The following is a 19,982-nucleotide window of genomic DNA, read 5'->3' as shown; positions in this document are numbered from 1 at the left end:
CGCTTTTAAAAGATCAGACGCAGAGGTCAGATTATGCCGCTCACTCCAGAGCAGAAGAAACAATACAAATCCATTGGCCACCATCTGAAACCGGTGTTGATCGTGGCTGACAATGGTTTGACTGAAGGTGTACTTGCAGAGCTTGAACGCGCATTGAGCGATCACGAGCTGATCAAGATCAAGCTCAACATCCTTGATCGCGAGAGCCGCCTGGGCGCCGTTGCAGAACTGTGCAAAGCAGGTTCGGCGGATCTTGTACAGGTCATCGGCAAAATGGCGCTGATCTACCGCAAGAACCCAAAGGTAAACAAGCAGCTCTCCAACGTCCACCGCGCGCACGGATAAAAACAGAAGTCAGGGCCGCCAAAAGGCGTGCCCTGACTCTTTTTTGCTGCTGACTGCGCCCGCCAAAGCGGGCGACAGGCATCAGATGTGACGCACTTCGATGATTTCGTATTCGATAACGCCGCTAGGCGTTTTCACGACGACGACATCGCCCTCTTCCTTGGCAATCAAGGCGCGAGCAATGGGCGAACCCACTGAAATCTTGCCCTTCTTGATATCCGCCTCGTCCTCACCAACGATCTGGTAGACAACGCTTTCGTCGGTTTCGACGTTGGCGATTTCGACTGTCGTGCCGAAAATCACCTTGCCAGTGTGCGGAATAGTCGTAACGTCGATCACCACAGCGTTCTGCATGCGGCCTTCAATATCACGAATACGCGCCTCGACCATACCCTGCTGCTCGCGGGCAGCGTGGTATTCGGCGTTTTCCTTGAGGTCGCCCAGTTCGCGCGCAGTACCGATGTCCTGGCTCAACTTGGGACGGATCACCTTGGTCAGGTGAGTCAGCTCTTCTTCCAGGGCGCGAGCGCCCTGAACAGTCATTGGGTATTTGATCATGCCTTCAATCCTGCATGGAGATCCTGCAAGCGACGTACGGTCTTCTCGGGACCGAATTTGAGCGCTTCACAGATCGCTTCGCCTGCTGCAATGGTAGTGGTGCAGTAGATCTTGTGCTGCAAGGCGTTGCGACGGATGGAATAGGAATCTGCGATCGACTGACGACCTTCGGTGGTGTTGATGATCAGGGTGACTTCGTCATTCTTGATCATGTCGACCACGTGTGGGCGCCCTTCGGTCACCTTGTTCACGCGACGTACTTTCAGGCCTGCCGCTTCGATCAGCTTGGCAGTACCTGCGGTAGCAACGATTTCGAAACCCAGATTGATAAGGTCACGGGCAACTGCTTCAACCAGAGGCTTGTCATCGTCACGCACACTGATGAAAGCAGTACCGCCAGTCGGCAGCACTTCGCTCGCGCCCATTTGAGCCTTGGCGAACGCTTCACCGAAGGTATCGCCCACGCCCATCACTTCGCCGGTCGATTTCATTTCCGGGCCGAGGATCGGGTCAACGCCAGGGAATTTGGCAAACGGGAACACTGCCTCCTTCACGCTGTAGAAGTTCGGGATGATTTCCTTGGTGAAGTTCAGCTCTTTCAGGGTTTTACCTGCCATCACACGAGCAGCGATCATGGCCAGGGAAACACCGATGCACTTGGAAACGAACGGCACGGTACGCGATGCACGCGGGTTGACTTCAATGACGTAGATATCTTCGCCCTGAAGTGCCAGCTGTACGTTCATCAGGCCGACAACGCCCAGCTCCAGAGCCATTTTCTTGACCTGTTCGCGCATCTCGTCCTGGATGTGTGCAGGCAGCGAGTACGGCGGCAGCGAGCATGCGGAGTCACCGGAGTGAACGCCCGCCTGCTCGATGTGCTGCATGATCGCGCCAATCACCACGTCAGTCCCGTCGCAGACCGCATCGACGTCCATCTCGATGGCACAGTTCAGGAAGTGGTCCAGCAGCACCGGGCTGTCGTTGGACACCTGAACCGCTTCACGCAGGTAACGCTTGAGCTCGTCTTCCTGATAAACGATCTCCATCGCGCGGCCGCCCAGTACATAGGACGGGCGCACCACCAGCGGATAACCGATCTTCGCCGCAGCACGAATGGCTTCGTCTTCGCTACGCACAGTGGCGTTTGGCGGCTGACGCAGGTTGAGGCGCTCGACCATTTGCTGGAAGCGCTCACGGTCTTCGGCACGGTCAATGGCGTCAGGGCTGGTGCCGATGATCGGTACGCCGGCGGCCTCAAGAGCACGCGCCAGTTTCAGAGGCGTCTGGCCACCGTACTGGACGATCACACCTTTCGGCTTCTCGACACGGACGATTTCCAGCACGTCTTCCAGGGTAACAGGCTCGAAGTACAGGCGGTCCGAGGTGTCGTAGTCAGTGGAGACGGTTTCCGGGTTGCAGTTGACCATGATGGTCTCGTACCCGTCTTCACGTAGCGCCAGGGCCGCGTGTACACAGCAGTAGTCGAACTCGATACCCTGGCCGATACGGTTAGGGCCACCGCCGAGGATCATGATCTTGTCGCGCGTCGAAGGGTTGGCTTCGCACTCTTCTTCGTACGTCGAGTACAGGTACGCGGTGTCGGTTGCGAACTCGGCGGCGCAGGTGTCGACGCGCTTGTAGACCGGGAACACGTCCAGCTTGTGACGATGCGTACGCAGGTTCTTTTCGGTGACGCCGACCAGCTTGGCCAGACGCGCATCGGAGAAGCCCTTGCGCTTGAGGCGGAACATCAGGTCACGATCGATTGCCGACAGGCCCAACGTCTTGACCTTCTCTTCGTCCTTGACCAGATCTTCGATCTGCACCAGGAACCACGGGTCGATCATGTTCATGGCGAAGATTTCTTCAACCGTCATGCCTGCGCGGAAGGCGTCGGCGACGTACCAGATACGCTCGGCACCCGGCACAGTCAGCTCGCGCTTGAGCGTGCTCATGCTTTCAGGGTGGCTCAGGTCCAGCTTCGGATCGAGACCGCAAACGCCGACTTCCAGGCCGCGCAAGGCTTTCTGCAGGGACTCCTGGAAAGTGCGGCCGATGGCCATGACTTCACCGACCGACTTCATCTGAGTGGTCAGACGCGCATCCGCCTTGGCGAATTTCTCGAAAGCAAAGCGCGGCAGCTTGGTGACGACGTAGTCGATCGACGGTTCGAACGAAGCCGGGGTCTTGCCGCCAGTGATTTCGTTCGACAGCTCGTCGAGAGTGTAGCCGACGGCCAGCTTGGCGGCTACGCGGGCGATCGGGAAGCCGGTCGCCTTGGAGGCCAGCGCCGAGGAACGCGATACGCGCGGGTTCATCTCGATCACGACCATACGGCCGGTGTCCGGGCAGATGCCGAACTGAACGTTGGAACCACCGGTTTCAACGCCGATCTCGCGCAGCACTGCCAGCGAGGCGTTACGCAGGATCTGGTATTCCTTGTCGGTCAGGGTCTGTGCCGGAGCAACGGTGATGGAGTCACCGGTGTGCACGCCCATCGGGTCGAAGTTTTCAATCGAGCAGACGATGATGCAGTTGTCCTTTTTGTCGCGGACAACTTCCATTTCGTACTCTTTCCAGCCGATCAGCGATTCGTCGATCAGCAGCTCTTTGGTCGGCGACAGGTCCAGACCGCGAGCGCAGATTTCTTCGAACTCTTCACGGTTGTACGCGATACCGCCGCCCGTGCCGCCCATGGTGAACGATGGACGAATAATGCACGGGAAGCCGAGCTTTTCGAGAACCGCGTTGGCTTCTTCCATGCTGTGCGCGATACCGGAACGCGGGCACGCCAGGCCGATAGACTTCATGGCCTTGTCGAAACGCGAGCGGTCTTCAGCCTTGTCGATGGTATCGGCGTTGGCACCGATCATCTCCACGCCGAACTTCTCCAGAACGCCTTCGCGCTCCAGATCCAGTGCGCAGTTCAGAGCCGTCTGGCCGCCCATGGTCGGCAGCAGTGCATCAGGACGCTCTTTTTCGATGATCTTGGCAACGGTCTGCCACTTGATCGGCTCGATGTAGGTGGCGTCGGCCATGGCCGGGTCAGTCATGATGGTGGCCGGGTTGGAGTTCACCAGGATGACGCGGTAACCCTCTTCGCGCAGCGCCTTGCAGGCCTGGGCGCCGGAGTAGTCGAATTCACAGGCCTGGCCGATCACGATGGGGCCGGCGCCGAGAATCAGGATGCTTTTAATATCTGTACGTTTTGGCATGGGTTGTCACTCAAATCCGCAGGTCAGTCGGCAAGCCGTCTTGAACATTTCTTTGAGGTGGCCTGGGCGGCAGCAACCGGACACTGAGTCCGGGGCCGCCCAGGGCACCTGCGTATTACAGTCTCAAGGCAACCGGTCAGCGTCGCTTGGCCATGGCTTCGATAAAGCGATCAAACAGAGGCGCGACGTCATTCGGGCCCGGGCTCGCCTCAGGGTGACCCTGGAAGCTGAATGCGCTCTTGTCGGTCAGCTCGATACCCTGAAGGGTGCCGTCGAACAACGACTTGTGAATGGCGCGAACATTGCCCGGCAGCGTGGCCTCATCAACAGCAAAACCGTGGTTCTGGCTGGTGATCATGACCACACCGGTGTCCAGATCCTGAACAGGGTGGTTTGCACCGTGGTGGCCATGGCCCATTTTCACGGTCTTGGCACCGGCAGCCAAGGCCAGAAGCTGGTGACCCAGGCAGATACCGAATACCGGCACTTCGGTTTGCAGCACTTCCCTGATCGCCTTGATGGCGTAGTCGCACGGCTCGGGGTCGCCAGGGCCGTTGGACAGGAAAACACCGTCGGGTTTGTAGGCAAGCACGTCGCTGGCAGGCGTTTGCGCAGGCACCACAGTCACCCGGCAACCGCGCTCGACCAGCATGCGCAGAATGTTGACCTTGACGCCGTAGTCGTAAGCGACCACATGATAGGGCAGCTCGGAAGCAGCGATTTCAGGGTGGCTGTCGGTCTTCAGGTTCCAGACGCTGGAACGCCACTCGTAGGTGTCCTTGGTACTGACTTCCTTTGCCAGGTCCATGCCTTTGAGGCCGGGGAACCCGCGAGCAGCAGCGATGGCTGCTTCTTCGGAAATGTTGTCGCCAGCCATGATGCAGCCGTTCTGGGCGCCTTTCTCACGCAGGATGCGGGTCAGGCGACGCGTGTCGATACCGGCGATGGCAACGACATTATTGGCTTTCAGGTAATCACCGAGGGACAGCTTGTTACGCCAGTTGCTGGCGACCAGCGGCAGGTCACGGATGACCAGGCCAGCGGACCAGACACGATCGGACTCTGCGTCTTCAGGCGTGGTACCGGTATTGCCGATGTGCGGGTAAGTCAGGGTAACGATTTGCTGGGCGTAGGAAGGATCGGTAAGAATTTCCTGATAGCCTGTCATTGCGGTGTTGAACACCACCTCACCAACGGTCTGACCGTCGGCTCCAATGGCTTCGCCGCGAAAAATGCTGCCATCAGCAAGGGCGAGTATGGCTGGCTTAGTCAAGAAGACCTCCCGTAAATAAAACCTGAAAGGGCGATCGCAGGCTGCAAAAAAGCGGAATGACGTAGTTACGTCACCCCGCTTTCTTATGGAATCATCTGCGCGCTTTTAGTGGACACACTAAAGCTGTAGCTTACAGAAAAGGCCCTTTTTGGTCTACCACCAATGAGCCTGAAATGCGGGAAAATGCGACAGGGCCACGAATGGCCCTGTATGAAATCAATGCAGACCCAGTACATCCTGCATGTCGTAAAGCCCTGGCGCCTTGCCATCGAGCCACATTGCAGCCCGCACGGCACCCTTGGCAAAGGTCATGCGACTGGATGCCTTGTGGGTGATCTCGACCCGCTCGCCGTCTGCTGCGAACAGCACGGTATGGTCGCCGACAACGTCACCGGCACGAATGGTCGCAAACCCGATGGTCTGACGATCACGCGCGCCGGTCTGGCCTTCACGGCCGTAGACAGCGACTTTTTCCAGGTCGCGACCCAGCGCACTGGCAACCACTTCACCCATGCGCAAGGCGGTGCCGGACGGCGCATCGACCTTGTGGCGGTGGTGCGCCTCGGTGATTTCGATATCGACCTCATCACCCAGAACACGCGCGGCGGTGTCCAGCAACTTCAAGCAAAGGTTTACACCAATGCTGAAGTTGGCAGCGAACACAATCGGGATGTCTTTACCCGCTTCGACCAGACGCTGCTTCTCTTCGGCACTGAAGCCAGTCGTGCCGATAATCATGGCCTTGCCGGCCTTACGGCAGAACGCCAGATTTTTCAGCGTTACCGAAGGGTGGGTGAAGTCGATCAACACGTCGAACTCATCCGCCACTTTTGCCAGGTCGCCCGACAACGGCACACCGATACGACCCAGCGCAGCCAGCTCGCCTGCATCCGCACCCACCAGCGTGCTGTCAGGACGATCGATAGCGGCAGTCAACCCGGCACCCGGTGCCTGCTGAACCGCCTCGATCAAGGTCTTGCCCATGCGCCCGGCGGCGCCCACTACAGCAATACGTCGCATGCCCTGCTCCCGTTGATAGCCTTACAGATCGCCGAAGAAACGCTTCACACCCTCGAACCAGCCACTGGCCTTGGGAGAGTGGGACTCGTCGTTTTCAAGCGAAGTGCGGAACTCTTCAAGCAGCTCGCGCTGACGCTTGCTCAGGTTGACCGGAGTTTCGACCGCTACACGGCACATCAAGTCACCAGCACCGCCGCCACGCACCGGAGCGACACCCTTGCCGCGCAAGCGGAACTGCTTGCCGGTCTGGGTACCTTCGGGGATTTTCAGTTTGACGCGACCATCAAGGGTCGGCACTTCAAGCTCGCCACCCAGCGCGGCATCGGTAAAGCTGATCGGCACTTCGCAGAACAGGTGCTTGCCGTCACGCTGGAAGATCGCGTGTTCGCGCACATTGATCACGACATACAGGTCGCCGGTCGGCCCACCCTGAGTACCCGCTTCGCCTTCGCCAGATAGACGAATGCGGTCACCGGTATCGACACCTGGCGGCACCTTGACCGAAAGCGTCTTGGACTCTTCGACACGACCTTCACCGTGGCACGAATCGCACGGGTCGGAAATAATCTTGCCGTGGCCATGGCAGCGTGGGCAGGTTTGCTGCACAGAGAAGAAACCCTGCTGCATGCGGACCTGACCGATACCACCGCACGTAGGACAGGTAACGGGCGACGAGCCTTTCTTGGCACCGCTGCCATCGCACGGCTTGCAGTTGACCAGTGTCGGAACGCGGATATTCACGTTAGTACCGCGAACCGCTTCTTCCAGATTCAGCTCCAGCGTATAGCGCAGATCGCTGCCGCGCTGGGCACCACCGCGACCACCGCCGCCACCGCCACGGCCGCCGCCAAAGAAATCACTGAACACATCACCGAAGATGTCGGAGAAGTTGGCACCACCGGCACCACCACCAAAACCGCCGCCGCCACCCATGCTCGGGTCGACACCAGCATGGCCATACTGATCGTACGCAGCGCGCTTGCTGGCATCGGACAGCACTTCGTAGGCCTCGTTGGCCTCTTTGAACAGCTCTTCCGAGGCTTTGTCATCAGGGTTGCGGTCGGGGTGATGCTTCATCGCCAGACGGCGATAAGCCTTTTTCAGGTCCGCCTCGCTGGAGCCTCGCTCCACTCCCAACACTTCGTAATAATCACGCTTTGCCATAGTTCTTCCGCACTCTTGAGGACGTTCGGCAAGACCCTCCTGAACCCTGCCAAACTCGTTGAGCCCCATACAGGCCCTGGACCCAACTCACGTCAATTCAACGATCCTGGTCTTCGTTCAACAACCAGATAGGTCTGGCCGAGAAAGCGGCAGAATGATTCGCTACGCAGGAGCGTAGCGATCTTGCCACATGGCTTGCGGAGCAAATCCGCACGCCGAAATTTTGCTTGTTCCAGACACGCCAACGCGGGAGCAAGCTCCCGCGCGGCGACATCCTACCAGTCAGCGCTCGAAAGAGGTCAACCGGCGTTCAAGTGAGCCTGCGCTTACTTGTGGTCTTTCACTTCTTCGAACTCGGCATCGACAACGTCATCAGCCTTGGCATTTTCTTCAGCAGGCTTGGCCGCTGCTTCAGGGTTTTCGGCCTGCTCGGCGTACATCTTCTGAGCGATTGGCGCGGAAACCTTCGACAGCTCTTCAACCTTGGCTTCGATAGCAGCCTTGTCGTCGCCCTTGATAGCAGCTTCCAGAGCAACCAGTGCAGCCTCGACAGCCGTTTTCTCTTCAGCAGTGACCTTGTCACCCGCATCAGCGATCATTTTGCGAGTCGAGTGGACCAGCGCATCACCCTGGTTACGGGCAGAGGCCAGCTCTTCGAACTTGCGATCTTCTTCGGAGTTGACTTCAGCATCGCGGACCATTTGCTGAATTTCTTCCTCGGAAAGACCGGAGTTGGCCTTGATCACGATGGACTGCTGCTTGCCGGTCGCCTTGTCTTTCGCGCCAACATGCAGAATGCCGTTTGCGTCGATGTCGAAGGTTACTTCGATCTGTGGCACGCCACGTGGAGCAGGTGGAATCTCGGCCAGGTCGAACTTGCCCAAGGACTTGTTCTGACCGGCTTGCTTGCGCTCACCCTGTAGTACGTGGATGGTTACCGCGTTCTGGTTGTCATCGGCAGTCGAGAACACCTGGGATTTCTTGGTAGGAATCGTGGTGTTTTTCTCGATCAGCGCAGTCATCACGCCGCCCATGGTTTCGATACCCAGAGTCAGCGGGCTGACGTCGAGCAGCAGAACGTCTTTGACATCACCGGCCAATACAGCGCCCTGGATAGCAGCACCCATTGCAACGGCTTCGTCAGGGTTGACGTCTTTACGTGCTTCTTTACCGAAGAACTCGGTTACCAGCTTCTGCACCAGCGGCATACGGGTCTGACCACCGACCAGAATCACGTCGTTGATCTTGCTTCTGTCGATGCCAGCATCTTTAAGCGCCATTTCGCAAGGAGCGATGGTGCGCTGAACCAGGTCTTCAACCAGCGATTCCAGCTTGGAGCGCGAAATTTTCACGACCAGGTGCTTTGGACCGGTTGCATCTGCAGTGATGTACGGCAGGTTGACTTCGGTCTGCGTGCTGGAAGAAAGCTCGATCTTGGCTTTCTCGGCAGCTTCTTTCAGACGCTGCATGGCCAGCGGGTCACCCTTGAGGTTCATGCCGCTTTCTTTCTTGAATTCGTCGACGAAGTAGTCGATCAGACGAATGTCAAAGTCTTCACCGCCCAGGAACGTGTCGCCGTTGGTGGCCAACACTTCGAACTGGTGCTCGCCATCAACTTCGGCAATCTCGATGACCGAGACGTCGAACGTACCGCCACCCAGGTCATAAACGATGACAGTGTGATCGCCCTTGGCCTTGTCCATACCGTAAGCCAGAGCGGCCGCGGTTGGTTCGTTGATGATGCGCTTGACGTCCAGACCGGCGATACGACCGGCGTCCTTGGTTGCCTGACGCTGACTGTCGTTGAAGTAGGCCGGAACAGTGATGACCGCTTCGGTAACCGCTTCACCGAGGTAGTCTTCGGCGGTCTTTTTCATTTTCTTCAGGATTTCAGCGGAAATCTGAGGAGGTGCCATTTTCTGGCCATTCACTTCAACCCAGGCATCACCGTTGTCAGCCTTGACGATCTTGTAAGGGACCATCTGGATGTCTTTCTGAACGACATCCTCTTCGAACTTACGACCAATCAGACGCTTTACCGCATACAGCGTGTTATGCGGATTGGTAACGGCCTGACGCTTGGCGGACTGACCAACCAGGATCTCACCGTCATTGGCATAAGCAATGATCGAAGGTGTAGTACGAGTACCTTCTGCGTTCTCGATAACCTTGACGTTACCGTTTTCCAGAATGGAGACGCAGGAGTTGGTAGTCCCCAGGTCGATACCGATAATTCTGCCCATCTTGACTCTCCCGAAACTTGCAAAACTTGGATTTGGTTGCCGCCAGTGCGTTTACACCGTGCGGTAGCTCTTAAACGCTTGACCTTTAAATGGGGGCCTTACAGCTGATTTCAAGCCTGCTCGTTGATTGACGGCGTTGCAGGCGACGGTGCCTTGCTGACCACGACCATGGCCGGGCGCAACAGGCGACCATTAAGCTGATAACCCTTCTGGAATACCTTGAGCACAGTATTAGGCTCGACGTCGGCACTTTCCTGCATGGCCATCGCCTGGTGCTGGTCGGCACTGAACGGTTGACCATGTGGATCAATGGCTTCCAACTGATAACGCTTGAGGGTGTCCTGGAACATCTTCAAGGTCAGCTCGATGCCTTCACGCATCGGGCGAATGCTTTCATCGTCCGGATTGGACAGATCAAGGCCTCGCTCCAGACTGTCGATGATCGGCAACAGATCACCGGCAAATTTTTCCAGCGCAAACTTGTGCGCCTTTTCAACATCCTGCTCAGCACGGCGGCGGACATTCTGCAGATCCGCAGCCACGCGAAGGGATTGGTCCTGCGCAGCAGCCAGTTGCTCTTCGAGCACCTGCACACGGGTTGTCAGTTCTTCACCCGCGCCCGCCTCGGCAGCCTGATCCTGAGCCTGCGCATCCAGATTCTGTTCGTCAGCCATACATGTTCTCCTCTAAAAACGTCCGCGATCCCGATTCGCGCTTCTGTCCACCTATATGGGATCGGAATTTCCGGCTTCAAGGGTTTCATGCAATCGAGATACGCATTCCCTGACAAATAATGCGGATTCCGGACGAGCGAAAAATTGCGGACCGACACAAGAGCGACTAAAAACCACTGCAAACCGATCAAATCGAGCTAAGCGAAGGCATTGTCAGCAACAAATAAAACACTGTATAAATAACCAGACAAACAGCCCGGGAGCCGCTCAATGCTGGTGCACCTTTCCGTACACAACTACGCCATTGTCGAACACCTTGACCTCGAACTGGATCGAGGCATGAGCGTCATCACCGGCGAAACCGGCGCTGGCAAGTCGATCATGCTCGACGCCCTGGGCCTTACGCTGGGCGACCGTGCCGACAGCGGCGTGGTCCGGCCGGGTGCCGACAAGGCCGACATCCTGGCCACATTCGACCTGGGCGACATTCCCGAGGCACAGACCTGGCTCAAAGAGCGCGACCTGGACAACGACGGCCCCTGCATCCTGCGCCGGGTCATTACCGCCGAAGGTCGGTCACGCTCCTACATCAATGGCTCGCCCTGCCCTCAGGGAGATTTGAAGGCACTGGGTGAACTGCTCATTGATATCCACAGCCAGCATGAGCATCAGTCGCTGCTCAAGACCGATACCCACCGACGCCTGCTGGACGAATACGCTGGCGCTACCGACCTGGCCCGTCAGGTCCATCTCGCCGCACAGCGCTGGCGGCAGACGCGACAAGAGCTGGAGCGCCTTTCCAATTCAGGGGACGAGCAGCGCGCACGCCATCAACTGCTCAGCTATCAACTCGAAGAGCTGGAAAGCCTGAGCCTGGGCGAAAACGAGCTTGAGCAGCTCGAGCAGGAACACAAAGACCTGACCAACGCCGAAAGCCTGCTGAGCATTTGCCGACAAGTGGTCGAGCAGTGCAGTGAAAGCGATTCCGGCAACGTGCTCAATGCCCTGACTGCCAGCCTGCATCGACTCGGCAGCGTCGACCATTCGCCGTCCGCCCTGAGCGAGGCCACTGGTTTGCTGTCCAGCGCGCAGATACAGGTAGAAGAAGCGGTAGGCGAACTGAACCGTTTTCTGGATCACTTCGACGCCGACCCGGCCAGACTGCAACAGCTTGAAGAGCGTCTTGATGCTATCTATACACTGGCGCGCAAGCACCGCATTCAGCCAGGTGAAGTGGCCACGCTGCAACAAAAGCTGCTGGATGAAATAGAAACACTGAATGCCAACGACGAATCCATCGAGCGCCTGGAGCACGAAGTGCAGGCATTTGCCCGGCACTATCAGGAGAAGGCCCGCGAACTGAGCGACCTGCGCCGCAATTCGGCAACGACACTGGCCAGCGCTGTAGAGCAGGAAATTCATCGACTGGGCATGCCCGGCGGTCGTTTCCAGATCGACCTTAAAGCCAATGCCAGCGTAGAACCGTCGCCTCACGGTCTTGAGCAGGTAGAGCTACTGGTCAGCGCCAACCCCGGCCAACCACTGAAAGCGCTGGCGAAAGTCGCGTCGGGTGGCGAGCTGTCGCGTATCAGCCTTGCGATTCAGGTCATTACTGCACAAACCTCGCGGGTGCCGACGCTGGTATTCGACGAAGTCGATGTGGGCATTGGCGGGCCGACCGCCGAGATCGTGGGGCAATTGCTGCGTCGCCTGGGCGAGCGCGGGCAAGTCATGACCGTCACTCACCTGCCGCAGGTTGCCGCGCAGGGCCATCAGCATCTGTTTGTGCACAAGGTCCGCGACAACGACGCCACGCGTACGGCGGTTTCCAAACTCAGCAAGACCGAGCGCATAGAAGAAGTGGCCCGAATGCTGGGGGGCATCGACCTGACCAAGGAATCTCTGGCGCACGCCAAAAAGATGGTCGTTACCGCTAAAAGCTGAACCGCAGAAAGCACAAAGGCGACCCGGGGTCGCCTTTGGTGCTGGTTTTTACGCCGTCTGGCTTACGCCTTCTTGTTGCGGACGTAGAGCACCAGATTGTGGTCCACCAGGTCGAAGCCGTGTCTTTCGACAATAGCCTTTTGAAGCTTCTCGATTTCTTCGTCGAAGAACTCGATCACCTCACCTGACTCCACGTTGACCATGTGGTCGTGATGGCCGCCATCAGCCAGCTCAAACACAGCATGACCGCCGTCGAAATTGTGGCGCACCACTAATCCAGCGGCTTCAAACTGGGTCAGAACACGGTAAACCGTGGCCAGGCCGACGTCCTCGCTTGCCTCCATAAGCGCCTTGTAGACATCCTCGGCACTCATGTGGCGCTGCTCGGCAGAATCGAGCATTTGGAGTATTTTAACCCTTGGTAGGGTTACCTTTAGTCCTGCTTTACGTAGTTCGCTATTTTCAACCATGGTCAGCTTTCTCGCAGACGCTGCTTCGCAGCTTCTCTTAATGCAGGTATGATCGGGGTTTACGTTGTCCCAGCCAAGATAGTGGAAGTCGCCCACCGATGCAAAACACCAAGCTCTTGCTAACCAGTTTCACCTTCGTGGGACTGCTCGCACTCGCCGGTTGTTCATTCCCCGGGGTTTACAAAATCGACATCCAGCAGGGTAATGTCGTCACGCAGGACATGATAGACCAGTTACGCCCCGGAATGACCCGACGGCAAGTACGGTTTATCATGGGCAACCCCCTGTTGACCGACACTTTCCACTCCGATCGGTGGGATTACCTGTACAGCCTGCAGCCAGGTGGCGGTGAACGCCAGCAGGAGCGTGTCAGCCTTATATTCAACGGCAATGACCAGCTTGTAAGCCTGTCTGGCGACTTCATGCCCGGTGTCAGCCGCGATGAAGCCATTCTCGGCAAAGGCAGCGATACCACTGTCCCGGCAGAGAATCAGCCGGTGCAGAAGCCTGAAGAGCCGGCCAAGCCAGGTTCGTTGCTGGACAAGATCCAGAAAGACGTGGACAGCGTCGAGACAGTACCTGTCCCGACCCAAGAGCCTCTGGACACCAACTCTCGTTAGTCTGCAGCGCTCAACAAAAAGCCCGGCATTCCGGGCTTTTTTGTGCCTTTCGTTCAGTCAGCGTTCAGCCGGGAAGCGTCCGTTTCTCCCGTGCCCTGGCGGCACGCAGACGCCTGATCTCCATGGGATCGGCCAATAGCGGACGATAGATCTCTATTCGCTCACCCGCCTCCAGCACCCGCGTGGAAGGATCAGCCACCACCTTGCCGAAGATGCCTACGGCACACTGCGCCAGATCCAGCTCGGGAAACTCCCTGTCCATGCCACTGAGAGCCAGCGCCTGACGCACTGAGGAGCCCGCCGGAACATCCAGCGTCATTAACACCTGACGCTGCACAGAGGCGTACACCACCTCAATCTGAATCACTGCCTCAGCCATGCAGCTCTTTCGCTCGCTGACAGAACGCATCCACCAGCGTATTGGCCGCCTGATTGAACAGTGGCCCGAGGGTGGCGCGAACGATAGAGCCGGCATAATCGAAGGACAGATCCAGGCTGATCTTGCAGGCCTTCTCGCCCAGCGGCTTGAATGTCCAGACGCCATGAAACTGCTCGAATGGCCCCTCAACCAGGTCCATCACGATCGACTCGCCTGGGGTAAGCGTGTTGCGCGTCATGAACTTCTGGCTCAGACCGCCCTTGGCAATTTCCAGGCTGGCGCGCATCTGCGCTTCGCTGGACTCCAACACGGTGGCGGAAGAGCACCACGGCAGAAACTCGGGATAACGAGCCACATCATTGACCAGGTCATAAAGGAACCCGGCCGGGTACGGCAGTAAAGCAGAGCGTTGTATATGCGTAGTCATGTGAGCGTCATTTCCAGAGCTGAGCGGCAAACACCACAAGAATGCCGAGCGGCGCCACGTAGCGCATCAAAAAGAACGTCAGGTTGAAGAGCAATGGACTGCGAATCGACAACTCGTCACGCACCGTCTCACGGCTCATCACCCAACCAGCGAATACCACAAAACACAACCCACCCAGCGGCAACATGATCCGCGAAGTGAAGAAATCAATGACTCCAAAGAAGTCCAGGCCAGTCAATGCGCCCCACTGGTAGAGGTGGAATACACCTCCATCGTTCACGAAAAACTTGGCTTTTTGCCAGATATTGAACGAGAACACCGTTCCCAGCCCCACAAACCAGCAGGTAAATGCCAGCCAGAACGTCACCCAGGCGCGGCGAATACGGGTGCGCTCAACCAGATAGGCAACCATGGGTTCAAGCAGCGAAATCGCCGAGCTCCAGGCCGCTACAGCCACCAGTACGAAGAACACAACCCCCATCAACTGCCCGAATGCCACGTTGCCGAACGCGTATGGCAACGTTACAAACATCAGGCCCGGCCCCTCGCTCGGGTTCAGGCCAGCAGCAAAAACGATAGGAAACAGCGCAAGGCCCGCCAGCAGCGAAACAAAGGTGTCGAGCAACGCAATGCCGACGACCGTGGTGCTGATGGATGCGCCCTTGGTCATGTAAGCGCCGTAGACCATGATCGAGCCGACACCGACGCTCAGGGAAAAGAACGCATGCCCCATCGCAGGCAGCAAGCCATCGAGTACCTTGTCGGGATTGAAGTCGAACATGAAATGCACGCCTTCCATGAAGTGCCCGGTGGTCAGGCTATAGCCCAACAGCGCCAGCATCAGCAGAAACAGCATCGGCATCATGATGCGCAGGCTCTTCTCCAGACCGGCCTCGACCCCCTTGCCGATCACCACCGCCGACAGCAGCATGAAAATGGTGTGCCACAGAATCAGACGCCAGGGGTCGGCAATCACTGCGCCGAAATAGGCACCGACCTGATCCGGCGAAACACCCTGAAAATCGCCGCGGCCCATGTCGATGATGTAATCCAGCGACCAGCCGCCCACCACACTATAAAAGGAGAGAATCAGCAAAGCCGTGATCATTCCGGCAAAAGCGCCCCATGACCATCGCGCCGAATGCCCCGCTTCCAGCGCCAGCGTCTTGAGCGCATTCGCAGGACTAAGTCGGGAACGACGGCCAATCAGCGTCTCGGCGATCATCACCGGAATGCCGATCAGCGCGATGCACGCCAGAAACACCAGTACAAATGCACCGCCGCCATAGGCACCGACCATGTACGGAAATTTCCATATGCTGCCCAGCCCCACGGCAGAACCTGTGGCAGCCAGGATGAACACCCAGCGGCTTGCCCAGCTACCGTGGACTGAAACCTTGTCCGTCGACATTATCGAAACGCCCAGCCAAAAAAGATCGCGCATTGTCCGGGATTCAACCTTTGTGCTCAAGCACGCGCTTTCCCATAGCCGACATTGATGCAACTCCCTATAATGCGCCCCCTATGGCTAAGCTCAAGAAAAACCCTACAGGGACCATCGCGCAAAATAAAAAGGCGCGTCACGATTACTTCATCGAACACAAGTTCGAGGCCGGTCTGGTCCTGGCTGGCTGGGAAGTAAAAAGCCTGCGTGCCACCAAGGTACAGTTGGTCGACAGTTACGTGCTGCTCAAGGATGGCGAGGCCTGGCTGATGGGTTGCCACATCACGCCTCTCAAGACTGCCAGCACGCACGTCATCGCTGACCCGACACGCACCCGAAAACTGCTGCTGAACAAGCGCGAGCTCGAAAAGCTCACCAGCTCGGTTCAACAGAAAGGCTATGCCTGCGTGGCGCTTTCCGTTTACTGGAAGGAGCACTTGATCAAGTGCGAAATCGCGCTGGGTAAAGGTAAAAAGGAATACGACAAACGCCACACCGAGCGTGAACGCGACTCGGACCGTGAGCTACAGCGTGCCGTGCGCTCCAAGGGCAAGGACGACTAACTCCTTGCCGGTGCCGAATGCCTGTAACGGGCATTTGGCACCGCACACCTTCAATCCACCCGCCTCTCATCCACCCCGCACAATCACAACCCCAACGCGAAGATCGCCCCACTTTGGTGCCTTAACCGCCCAATGTGGCTTTTTCGCATCTGTCTGAAAATAAAATAGAACGCCTGCGTTACAGCACAGTCAATCCTTTAGGCCCAACTGTTAAACGGGCTTTTCAAACCCTCGGGCGACGGCCTCAACGACCGGCCATACCGAGTCCACAGGTTATAAGGAGAGACACATGATGCGTACCGCCCTCACTGGATTGTTCCTCAGCGCCGCCCTGTTGGCTTCGCCGGTTTTTGCCGCCGATGATTTGTGCGCTGCAAACATCAAAACGATCGAAAATGCTCAGGTTTCTTCCGGCACCAACCTGAGCCCGGAAAACAAGACAATGCTAGAAACCACTGAGAAAAACGCCAAAGCGGCTCAAGCTCAGAACGACGAGAAAAAATGCGTCGAAATCACCACCAAGGTGATCACCTCGCTGAAAAACACCGGCTCAGGCAGCGAAGGCACCAAGTAACCCATTCGATCAGGCCCGCCACCCGGTTAGCCTGATCGATTGCAGCAAACGGGTCGACGTGACACGCCAATCGGCGTACACTGCGCCCCAGCGACTGCGAAAGCAGTCTCGGGGCCGATTTGGATTCGACGCCGGTGATGAAACTTTAGGTGCATGCCGAGTTGGTAACAGAACTCGTAAATCCACTGTTGCAACTTTCTATAGTTGCCAATGACGAAAACTACGGTGCTCAACTAGCTGCGTAAGCAGCCTAGCCGCACTTCTGGTAGCTTCGGCTCCAGCAATCATCAGGGGATGTCTGTAAACCCAAAATGATTGTCATATAGAACAGAATCGCCGTGCAGTACGCTGTGGACGAATCGGCTAAAACTTACACAGCTCGCCCAAAGCACCCTGCCCGTCGGGTCGCTGAGGGTTAACTTAATAGACACGGCTACGCATGTAGTACCGACAGCGGAGTACTGGCGGACGGGGGTTCAAATCCCCCCGGCTCCACCAATTCAACATCTAAAGACGTCCACGGACGTCTTTTTTTGTGCCTGAAATCCAGTAAACACAAGGGCTTAGGGTCCTAAAGTATCCATCAACGTCCGAGACCATCTACGATTTCGTGTATTCCAAGTGGTATTCCAGACTGTCACCTGCTATTTTTTGGAATACATAAACAGCACTGGAATACACCATGGGGGCCCAAGCCACGCGCCTTTCAGACGTTAAAGTGAAAGCCGCAAAAGCCAAGGAAAAAGACTATGTCCTCACGGATGGCAACGGCCTACAGATGCGAGTGAGAATCAATGGCTCAAAGCTATGGAACTTCAACTACATCCAACCCGTGACAAAAAAACGGGTCAACATGGGGTTGGGCACCTTTCCTGAGGTTAGCTTGGCGCAAGCCCGCAAGAGAACCGTTGAAGCAAGAGAGCTCGTTGCGCAGGGGCTGGACCCCAAAGAGAAACGCGACGCGGAGCGACATGCGAAAAAAGCAGCCACGGAACATACTTTCGAAAATATCTCGACAGCGTGGTTCGAGCTCAAAAAGGATTCTGTCACCCCAGCGTACGCTGAAGATATTTGGCGCTCGCTCACGCTGCATGTTTTTCCTGATCTGGCCACCACACCAATCTCTGCTATCACTGCCCCTAAAGTCATAAATTTGCTTCGTCCCCTCGAGACGAAGGGCAGCCTCGAAACCGTTAAACGTCTGACCCAACGCCTCAATGAAATCATGACCTACGGCGTCAACTCGGGATTGATTCACGCGAATCCGCTAAGTGGCATTCGAGCCGTCTTTAAAAAGCCCAAAAAGAAAAATATGGCGGCCCTTGCACCCGACGAGCTGAAAGAGCTCATGGTGGCAATTGCCAATGCCAGCATAAAAAGAACTACGCGCTGCCTAATTGAGTGGCAACTTCACACTATGACTCGGCCAGCCGAGGCTGCCACATCCCGTTGGGCTGATATCGACTTCGAAAAGAAGATCTGGACGATACCGGCGGAGCGCATGAAGAAACGTCGGATACACATCATTCCGCTCACTGAACAAGCTTTGGCGCTCTTGGAAGCGATCAAGCCCTATAGTGGACATAGGGAGTACGTTTTCCCTGCGGACCGAGACCCTCGCACCCATTGCAACAGCCAGACCGCCAACATGGCGCTGAAACGTATGGGTTTCGAGGGGCGCCTGGTCAGTCACGGCATGCGCTCAATGGCGAGTACCATCCTCAATGAACACGGTTGGGATCCTGAGTTAATCGAGGTTGCGCTAGCCCACGTCGATAAAGATGAGGTACGCAGCGCCTACAACCGAGCCGACTACATTGAGCGCAGACGCCCGATGATGGCTTGGTGGAGTGAGCACATCCAAAAGGCGGCAACTGGCAACTTCTCGATTGCAGCTATTAAAGAAGATAGAGACAGAAAAGTCGTGCCAATACGCGAGTGTGTTTAAGGTACACCGCAAAATTGAGGCGGCACGCTATATGGAAACTCAAGCCATTAGCTGAGTCTCTATCATGGGCCTTACAGACGGTGATGGGTTGTGGCCAGCTTTTCATCAGGTCTGGTCTTAGATGCCATGGCTGAACCAAAATCAGGCTCCTAGTCAGTAGCCTCTCCTCGGATGTTTTTCAGCAGCCTATGGAGTGTAAACGTTCGGCCAGCGTGCCTTCCTGATCCCACCACTTTAGGGCTATGGAAGTAGGATGGTGTTTTGCTCGAACAAAAGAAAATCCACCATTACTGACGATTCAGCTGTCAGCTCGTGGTTTTGCGCGCTTGATGCGATGCTGGAGATACTTTATGGCCTCGGCGTGGAACTCAATTTTGCGCGCCACAGCAAGCTGATGGATCCCTCTCTCACCGTCACTCAAATCCGGGTCGACAACCAAAATACCTTTCGAATCGAAGCCGAAGACTCCCGCATCCATCAGTCTATGCAAGGACGCAGTCAGCAGGATGCCGTTGTAAGGGTCAGTAAGTGCCGGATCATCAGTTTCACAGCCCGCTACCGGCTTAAGGTGGGCAGCTTCCAGCGCGAGGAAGGAACCTGTTATGGCGCAACGGCCGCCCCAGAGCGCGAAGGTATCAAGACTGAACTGGTTCTGAAAATTTCGCGAACGGATAGGACGCTCACTGAAAAGCTCTTTGCCCCCGAAACTCGACGTAGCAGTATCGCGGGATTCCAGAAGCTTATCTTTTAGCTGTTGATGGCTGAGTGACTCCAATTCCTCGACGCGTACTTCTACCCATCCCTGTTTCGGCTTCAGTAATGAAGGACGCGTGTCTCCATCTCGCCAACGAGCCCTCCTCTGCGTTTGAAGTTTCTTCTGACCTTTTATGGTCACTTCAAAGATCTCTTTTTCGTCGGCCAGAAACGCCTTCTGCATACCAATCAAGGCGGAGTAGTAATCGCTGATTTCTGTCCGAGCTTTGACCCCCCATCGATAGGCGCCAGTAATGCCCTTCCAGGGGAGAAAACACCAACCAGGCGTCGATGAATACCGCCCTACCGGGATCCAGACAGTAGGATCCCCTGGTTGAAAAACTTTAGGCTCCATGACTCACGTC

The 19,982-nt window shown here is 56.7% G+C and carries 18 protein-coding genes and 1 other RNA gene; 7 read left to right on the top strand and 12 right to left on the bottom strand.

Annotation, left to right across the window (positions count from 1 at the left end; all coding sequences use genetic code 11):
- Positions 1-33: 33 nt before the first annotated feature.
- Positions 34-345 (top strand): YhbY family RNA-binding protein, encoded by a 312-nt coding sequence (locus tag RYB66_RS12180; RefSeq protein ID WP_002555133.1) that lies wholly within the window; start codon positions 34-36, stop codon positions 343-345.
- A gap of 81 nt (positions 346-426) precedes the next feature.
- Here RYB66_RS12180 and greA read toward each other — a convergent pair whose 3' ends face one another.
- The 7 genes from greA to grpE all read right to left on the bottom strand — a co-directional run bounded on the left by greA (position 427) and on the right by grpE (position 10,495).
- Positions 427-903: a transcription elongation factor GreA gene (gene greA / locus RYB66_RS12175; RefSeq protein ID WP_002555134.1), complete on the bottom strand. Its 477-nt coding sequence runs from the start codon at positions 901-903 to the stop codon at positions 427-429.
- Positions 900-4,121, bottom strand: coding sequence for a carbamoyl-phosphate synthase large subunit (carB, locus tag RYB66_RS12170; RefSeq protein WP_005733032.1), 3,222 nt, complete (start codon positions 4,119-4,121; stop codon positions 900-902). Before carB ends, greA begins: the two co-directional genes overlap by 4 nt.
- A gap of 136 nt (positions 4,122-4,257) precedes the next feature.
- On the bottom strand, positions 4,258-5,394 hold the full coding sequence (gene carA, locus RYB66_RS12165; protein WP_005733031.1) for a glutamine-hydrolyzing carbamoyl-phosphate synthase small subunit: 1,137 nt from the start codon (positions 5,392-5,394) through the stop codon (positions 4,258-4,260).
- 216 nt (positions 5,395-5,610) lie between these two features.
- The gene (gene dapB, locus RYB66_RS12160; RefSeq protein WP_004656680.1) at positions 5,611-6,414 is read right to left on the bottom strand and encodes a 4-hydroxy-tetrahydrodipicolinate reductase; all 804 of its coding nucleotides are present in this window, start codon (positions 6,412-6,414) and stop codon (positions 5,611-5,613) included.
- 21 nt (positions 6,415-6,435) lie between these two features.
- The gene (gene dnaJ / locus RYB66_RS12155) at positions 6,436-7,578 is read right to left on the bottom strand and encodes a molecular chaperone DnaJ (protein ID WP_002555138.1); all 1,143 of its coding nucleotides are present in this window, start codon (positions 7,576-7,578) and stop codon (positions 6,436-6,438) included.
- A 326-nt stretch (positions 7,579-7,904) separates the two neighbouring features.
- On the bottom strand, positions 7,905-9,821 hold the full coding sequence (dnaK, locus tag RYB66_RS12150; protein ID WP_005733029.1) for a molecular chaperone DnaK: 1,917 nt from the start codon (positions 9,819-9,821) through the stop codon (positions 7,905-7,907).
- Positions 9,822-9,931: 110 nt separating this feature from the next.
- Positions 9,932-10,495, bottom strand: coding sequence for a nucleotide exchange factor GrpE (grpE, locus tag RYB66_RS12145; RefSeq protein ID WP_002555140.1), 564 nt, complete (start codon positions 10,493-10,495; stop codon positions 9,932-9,934).
- A 270-nt stretch (positions 10,496-10,765) separates the two neighbouring features.
- On the opposite strand from grpE, the gene recN reads away from it, so the two are divergent.
- Positions 10,766-12,439 carry a DNA repair protein RecN gene (recN, locus tag RYB66_RS12140; RefSeq protein ID WP_004666216.1) on the top strand — a complete coding sequence of 558 codons (1,674 nt, stop codon included), beginning with the start codon at positions 10,766-10,768 and terminating at the stop codon, positions 12,437-12,439.
- A 62-nt stretch (positions 12,440-12,501) separates the two neighbouring features.
- Here the strand turns inward: recN and fur are convergent, their stop codons facing one another.
- Positions 12,502-12,909, bottom strand: a complete 408-nt coding sequence (gene fur / locus RYB66_RS12135) for a ferric iron uptake transcriptional regulator (protein WP_002555142.1) — start codon at positions 12,907-12,909, stop codon at positions 12,502-12,504.
- A 98-nt stretch (positions 12,910-13,007) separates the two neighbouring features.
- Here fur and RYB66_RS12130 point away from each other — a divergent pair, with 98 nt between their 5' ends.
- The gene (locus tag RYB66_RS12130; protein WP_002555143.1) at positions 13,008-13,529 is read left to right on the top strand and encodes an outer membrane protein assembly factor BamE; all 522 of its coding nucleotides are present in this window, start codon (positions 13,008-13,010) and stop codon (positions 13,527-13,529) included.
- A gap of 64 nt (positions 13,530-13,593) precedes the next feature.
- Here the strand turns inward: RYB66_RS12130 and RYB66_RS12125 are convergent, their stop codons facing one another.
- From RYB66_RS12125 to RYB66_RS12115, 3 genes are read right to left on the bottom strand one after another with little or no spacing between them, the layout of a single operon-like run.
- Entirely contained in the window at positions 13,594-13,908 is a 315-nt protein-coding gene (locus RYB66_RS12125; RefSeq protein ID WP_002555144.1) for an RnfH family protein, read from the bottom strand.
- Entirely contained in the window at positions 13,901-14,335 is a 435-nt protein-coding gene (locus RYB66_RS12120) for a type II toxin-antitoxin system RatA family toxin (protein WP_004656689.1), read from the bottom strand. The genes RYB66_RS12125 and RYB66_RS12120 overlap by 8 nt, the downstream gene beginning before the upstream one ends.
- Before the next feature lie 7 nt (positions 14,336-14,342).
- Entirely contained in the window at positions 14,343-15,746 is a 1,404-nt protein-coding gene (locus RYB66_RS12115) for a sodium-dependent transporter (RefSeq protein ID WP_316894530.1), read from the bottom strand.
- 113 nt (positions 15,747-15,859) lie between these two features.
- Between RYB66_RS12115 and smpB the strand changes: the two genes are divergently transcribed.
- From smpB to RYB66_RS12095, 4 genes are all read left to right on the top strand, one after another.
- The gene (smpB, locus tag RYB66_RS12110) at positions 15,860-16,342 is read left to right on the top strand and encodes an SsrA-binding protein SmpB (RefSeq protein WP_002555146.1); all 483 of its coding nucleotides are present in this window, start codon (positions 15,860-15,862) and stop codon (positions 16,340-16,342) included.
- Positions 16,343-16,631: 289 nt separating this feature from the next.
- Positions 16,632-16,916 (top strand): hypothetical protein, encoded by a 285-nt coding sequence (locus RYB66_RS12105; protein WP_002555147.1) that lies wholly within the window; start codon positions 16,632-16,634, stop codon positions 16,914-16,916.
- 110 nt (positions 16,917-17,026) lie between these two features.
- Positions 17,027-17,414, top strand: a transfer-messenger RNA (tmRNA) gene (ssrA, locus tag RYB66_RS12100).
- 184 nt (positions 17,415-17,598) lie between these two features.
- A complete protein-coding gene (locus tag RYB66_RS12095; RefSeq protein WP_316894499.1) occupies positions 17,599-18,864 on the top strand; it encodes an integrase domain-containing protein in 1,266 nt (421 codons plus the stop codon).
- A gap of 298 nt (positions 18,865-19,162) precedes the next feature.
- Here the strand turns inward: RYB66_RS12095 and RYB66_RS12090 are convergent, their stop codons facing one another.
- Positions 19,163-19,972 (bottom strand): HNH endonuclease signature motif containing protein, encoded by an 810-nt coding sequence (locus tag RYB66_RS12090; RefSeq protein ID WP_316894497.1) that lies wholly within the window; start codon positions 19,970-19,972, stop codon positions 19,163-19,165.
- Between the last annotated feature and the right edge of the window lie 10 nt (positions 19,973-19,982).

The sequence above is a fragment of the Pseudomonas syringae group sp. 243L2 genome (assembly GCF_032587875.1).
GTDB lineage: Bacteria > Pseudomonadota > Gammaproteobacteria > Pseudomonadales > Pseudomonadaceae > Aquipseudomonas > Aquipseudomonas amygdali.
The sequence above is the reverse complement of the archived record's forward strand: the minus strand, read 5'-3'. Positions and strand labels throughout refer to the sequence as shown.

Excerpts from the sequence above, each read along its gene's own strand:
- RYB66_RS12180 (WP_002555133.1), top strand. The coding sequence starts at position 34 with ATGCCGCTCACTCCAGAGCAGAAGAAACAATACAAATCCATTGGCCAC.
- greA (WP_002555134.1), bottom strand. The coding sequence starts at position 903 with ATGATCAAATACCCAATGACTGTTCAGGGCGCTCGCGCCCTGGAAGAA.
- carB (WP_005733032.1), bottom strand. The coding sequence starts at position 4,121 with ATGCCAAAACGTACAGATATTAAAAGCATCCTGATTCTCGGCGCCGGC.
- dapB (WP_004656680.1), bottom strand. The coding sequence starts at position 6,414 with ATGCGACGTATTGCTGTAGTGGGCGCCGCCGGGCGCATGGGCAAGACC.
- dnaJ (WP_002555138.1), bottom strand. The coding sequence starts at position 7,578 with ATGGCAAAGCGTGATTATTACGAAGTGTTGGGAGTGGAGCGAGGCTCC.
- dnaK (WP_005733029.1), bottom strand. The coding sequence starts at position 9,821 with ATGGGCAGAATTATCGGTATCGACCTGGGGACTACCAACTCCTGCGTC.
- grpE (WP_002555140.1), bottom strand. The coding sequence starts at position 10,495 with ATGGCTGACGAACAGAATCTGGATGCGCAGGCTCAGGATCAGGCTGCC.
- recN (WP_004666216.1), top strand. The coding sequence starts at position 10,766 with ATGCTGGTGCACCTTTCCGTACACAACTACGCCATTGTCGAACACCTT.
- fur (WP_002555142.1), bottom strand. The coding sequence starts at position 12,909 with ATGGTTGAAAATAGCGAACTACGTAAAGCAGGACTAAAGGTAACCCTA.
- RYB66_RS12130 (WP_002555143.1), top strand. The coding sequence starts at position 13,008 with ATGCAAAACACCAAGCTCTTGCTAACCAGTTTCACCTTCGTGGGACTG.
- RYB66_RS12125 (WP_002555144.1), bottom strand. The coding sequence starts at position 13,908 with ATGGCTGAGGCAGTGATTCAGATTGAGGTGGTGTACGCCTCTGTGCAG.
- RYB66_RS12120 (WP_004656689.1), bottom strand. The coding sequence starts at position 14,335 with ATGACTACGCATATACAACGCTCTGCTTTACTGCCGTACCCGGCCGGG.
- RYB66_RS12115 (WP_316894530.1), bottom strand. The coding sequence starts at position 15,746 with ATGTCGACGGACAAGGTTTCAGTCCACGGTAGCTGGGCAAGCCGCTGG.
- smpB (WP_002555146.1), top strand. The coding sequence starts at position 15,860 with ATGGCTAAGCTCAAGAAAAACCCTACAGGGACCATCGCGCAAAATAAA.
- RYB66_RS12105 (WP_002555147.1), top strand. The coding sequence starts at position 16,632 with ATGATGCGTACCGCCCTCACTGGATTGTTCCTCAGCGCCGCCCTGTTG.
- RYB66_RS12095 (WP_316894499.1), top strand. The coding sequence starts at position 17,599 with ATGGGGGCCCAAGCCACGCGCCTTTCAGACGTTAAAGTGAAAGCCGCA.
- RYB66_RS12090 (WP_316894497.1), bottom strand. The coding sequence starts at position 19,972 with ATGGAGCCTAAAGTTTTTCAACCAGGGGATCCTACTGTCTGGATCCCG.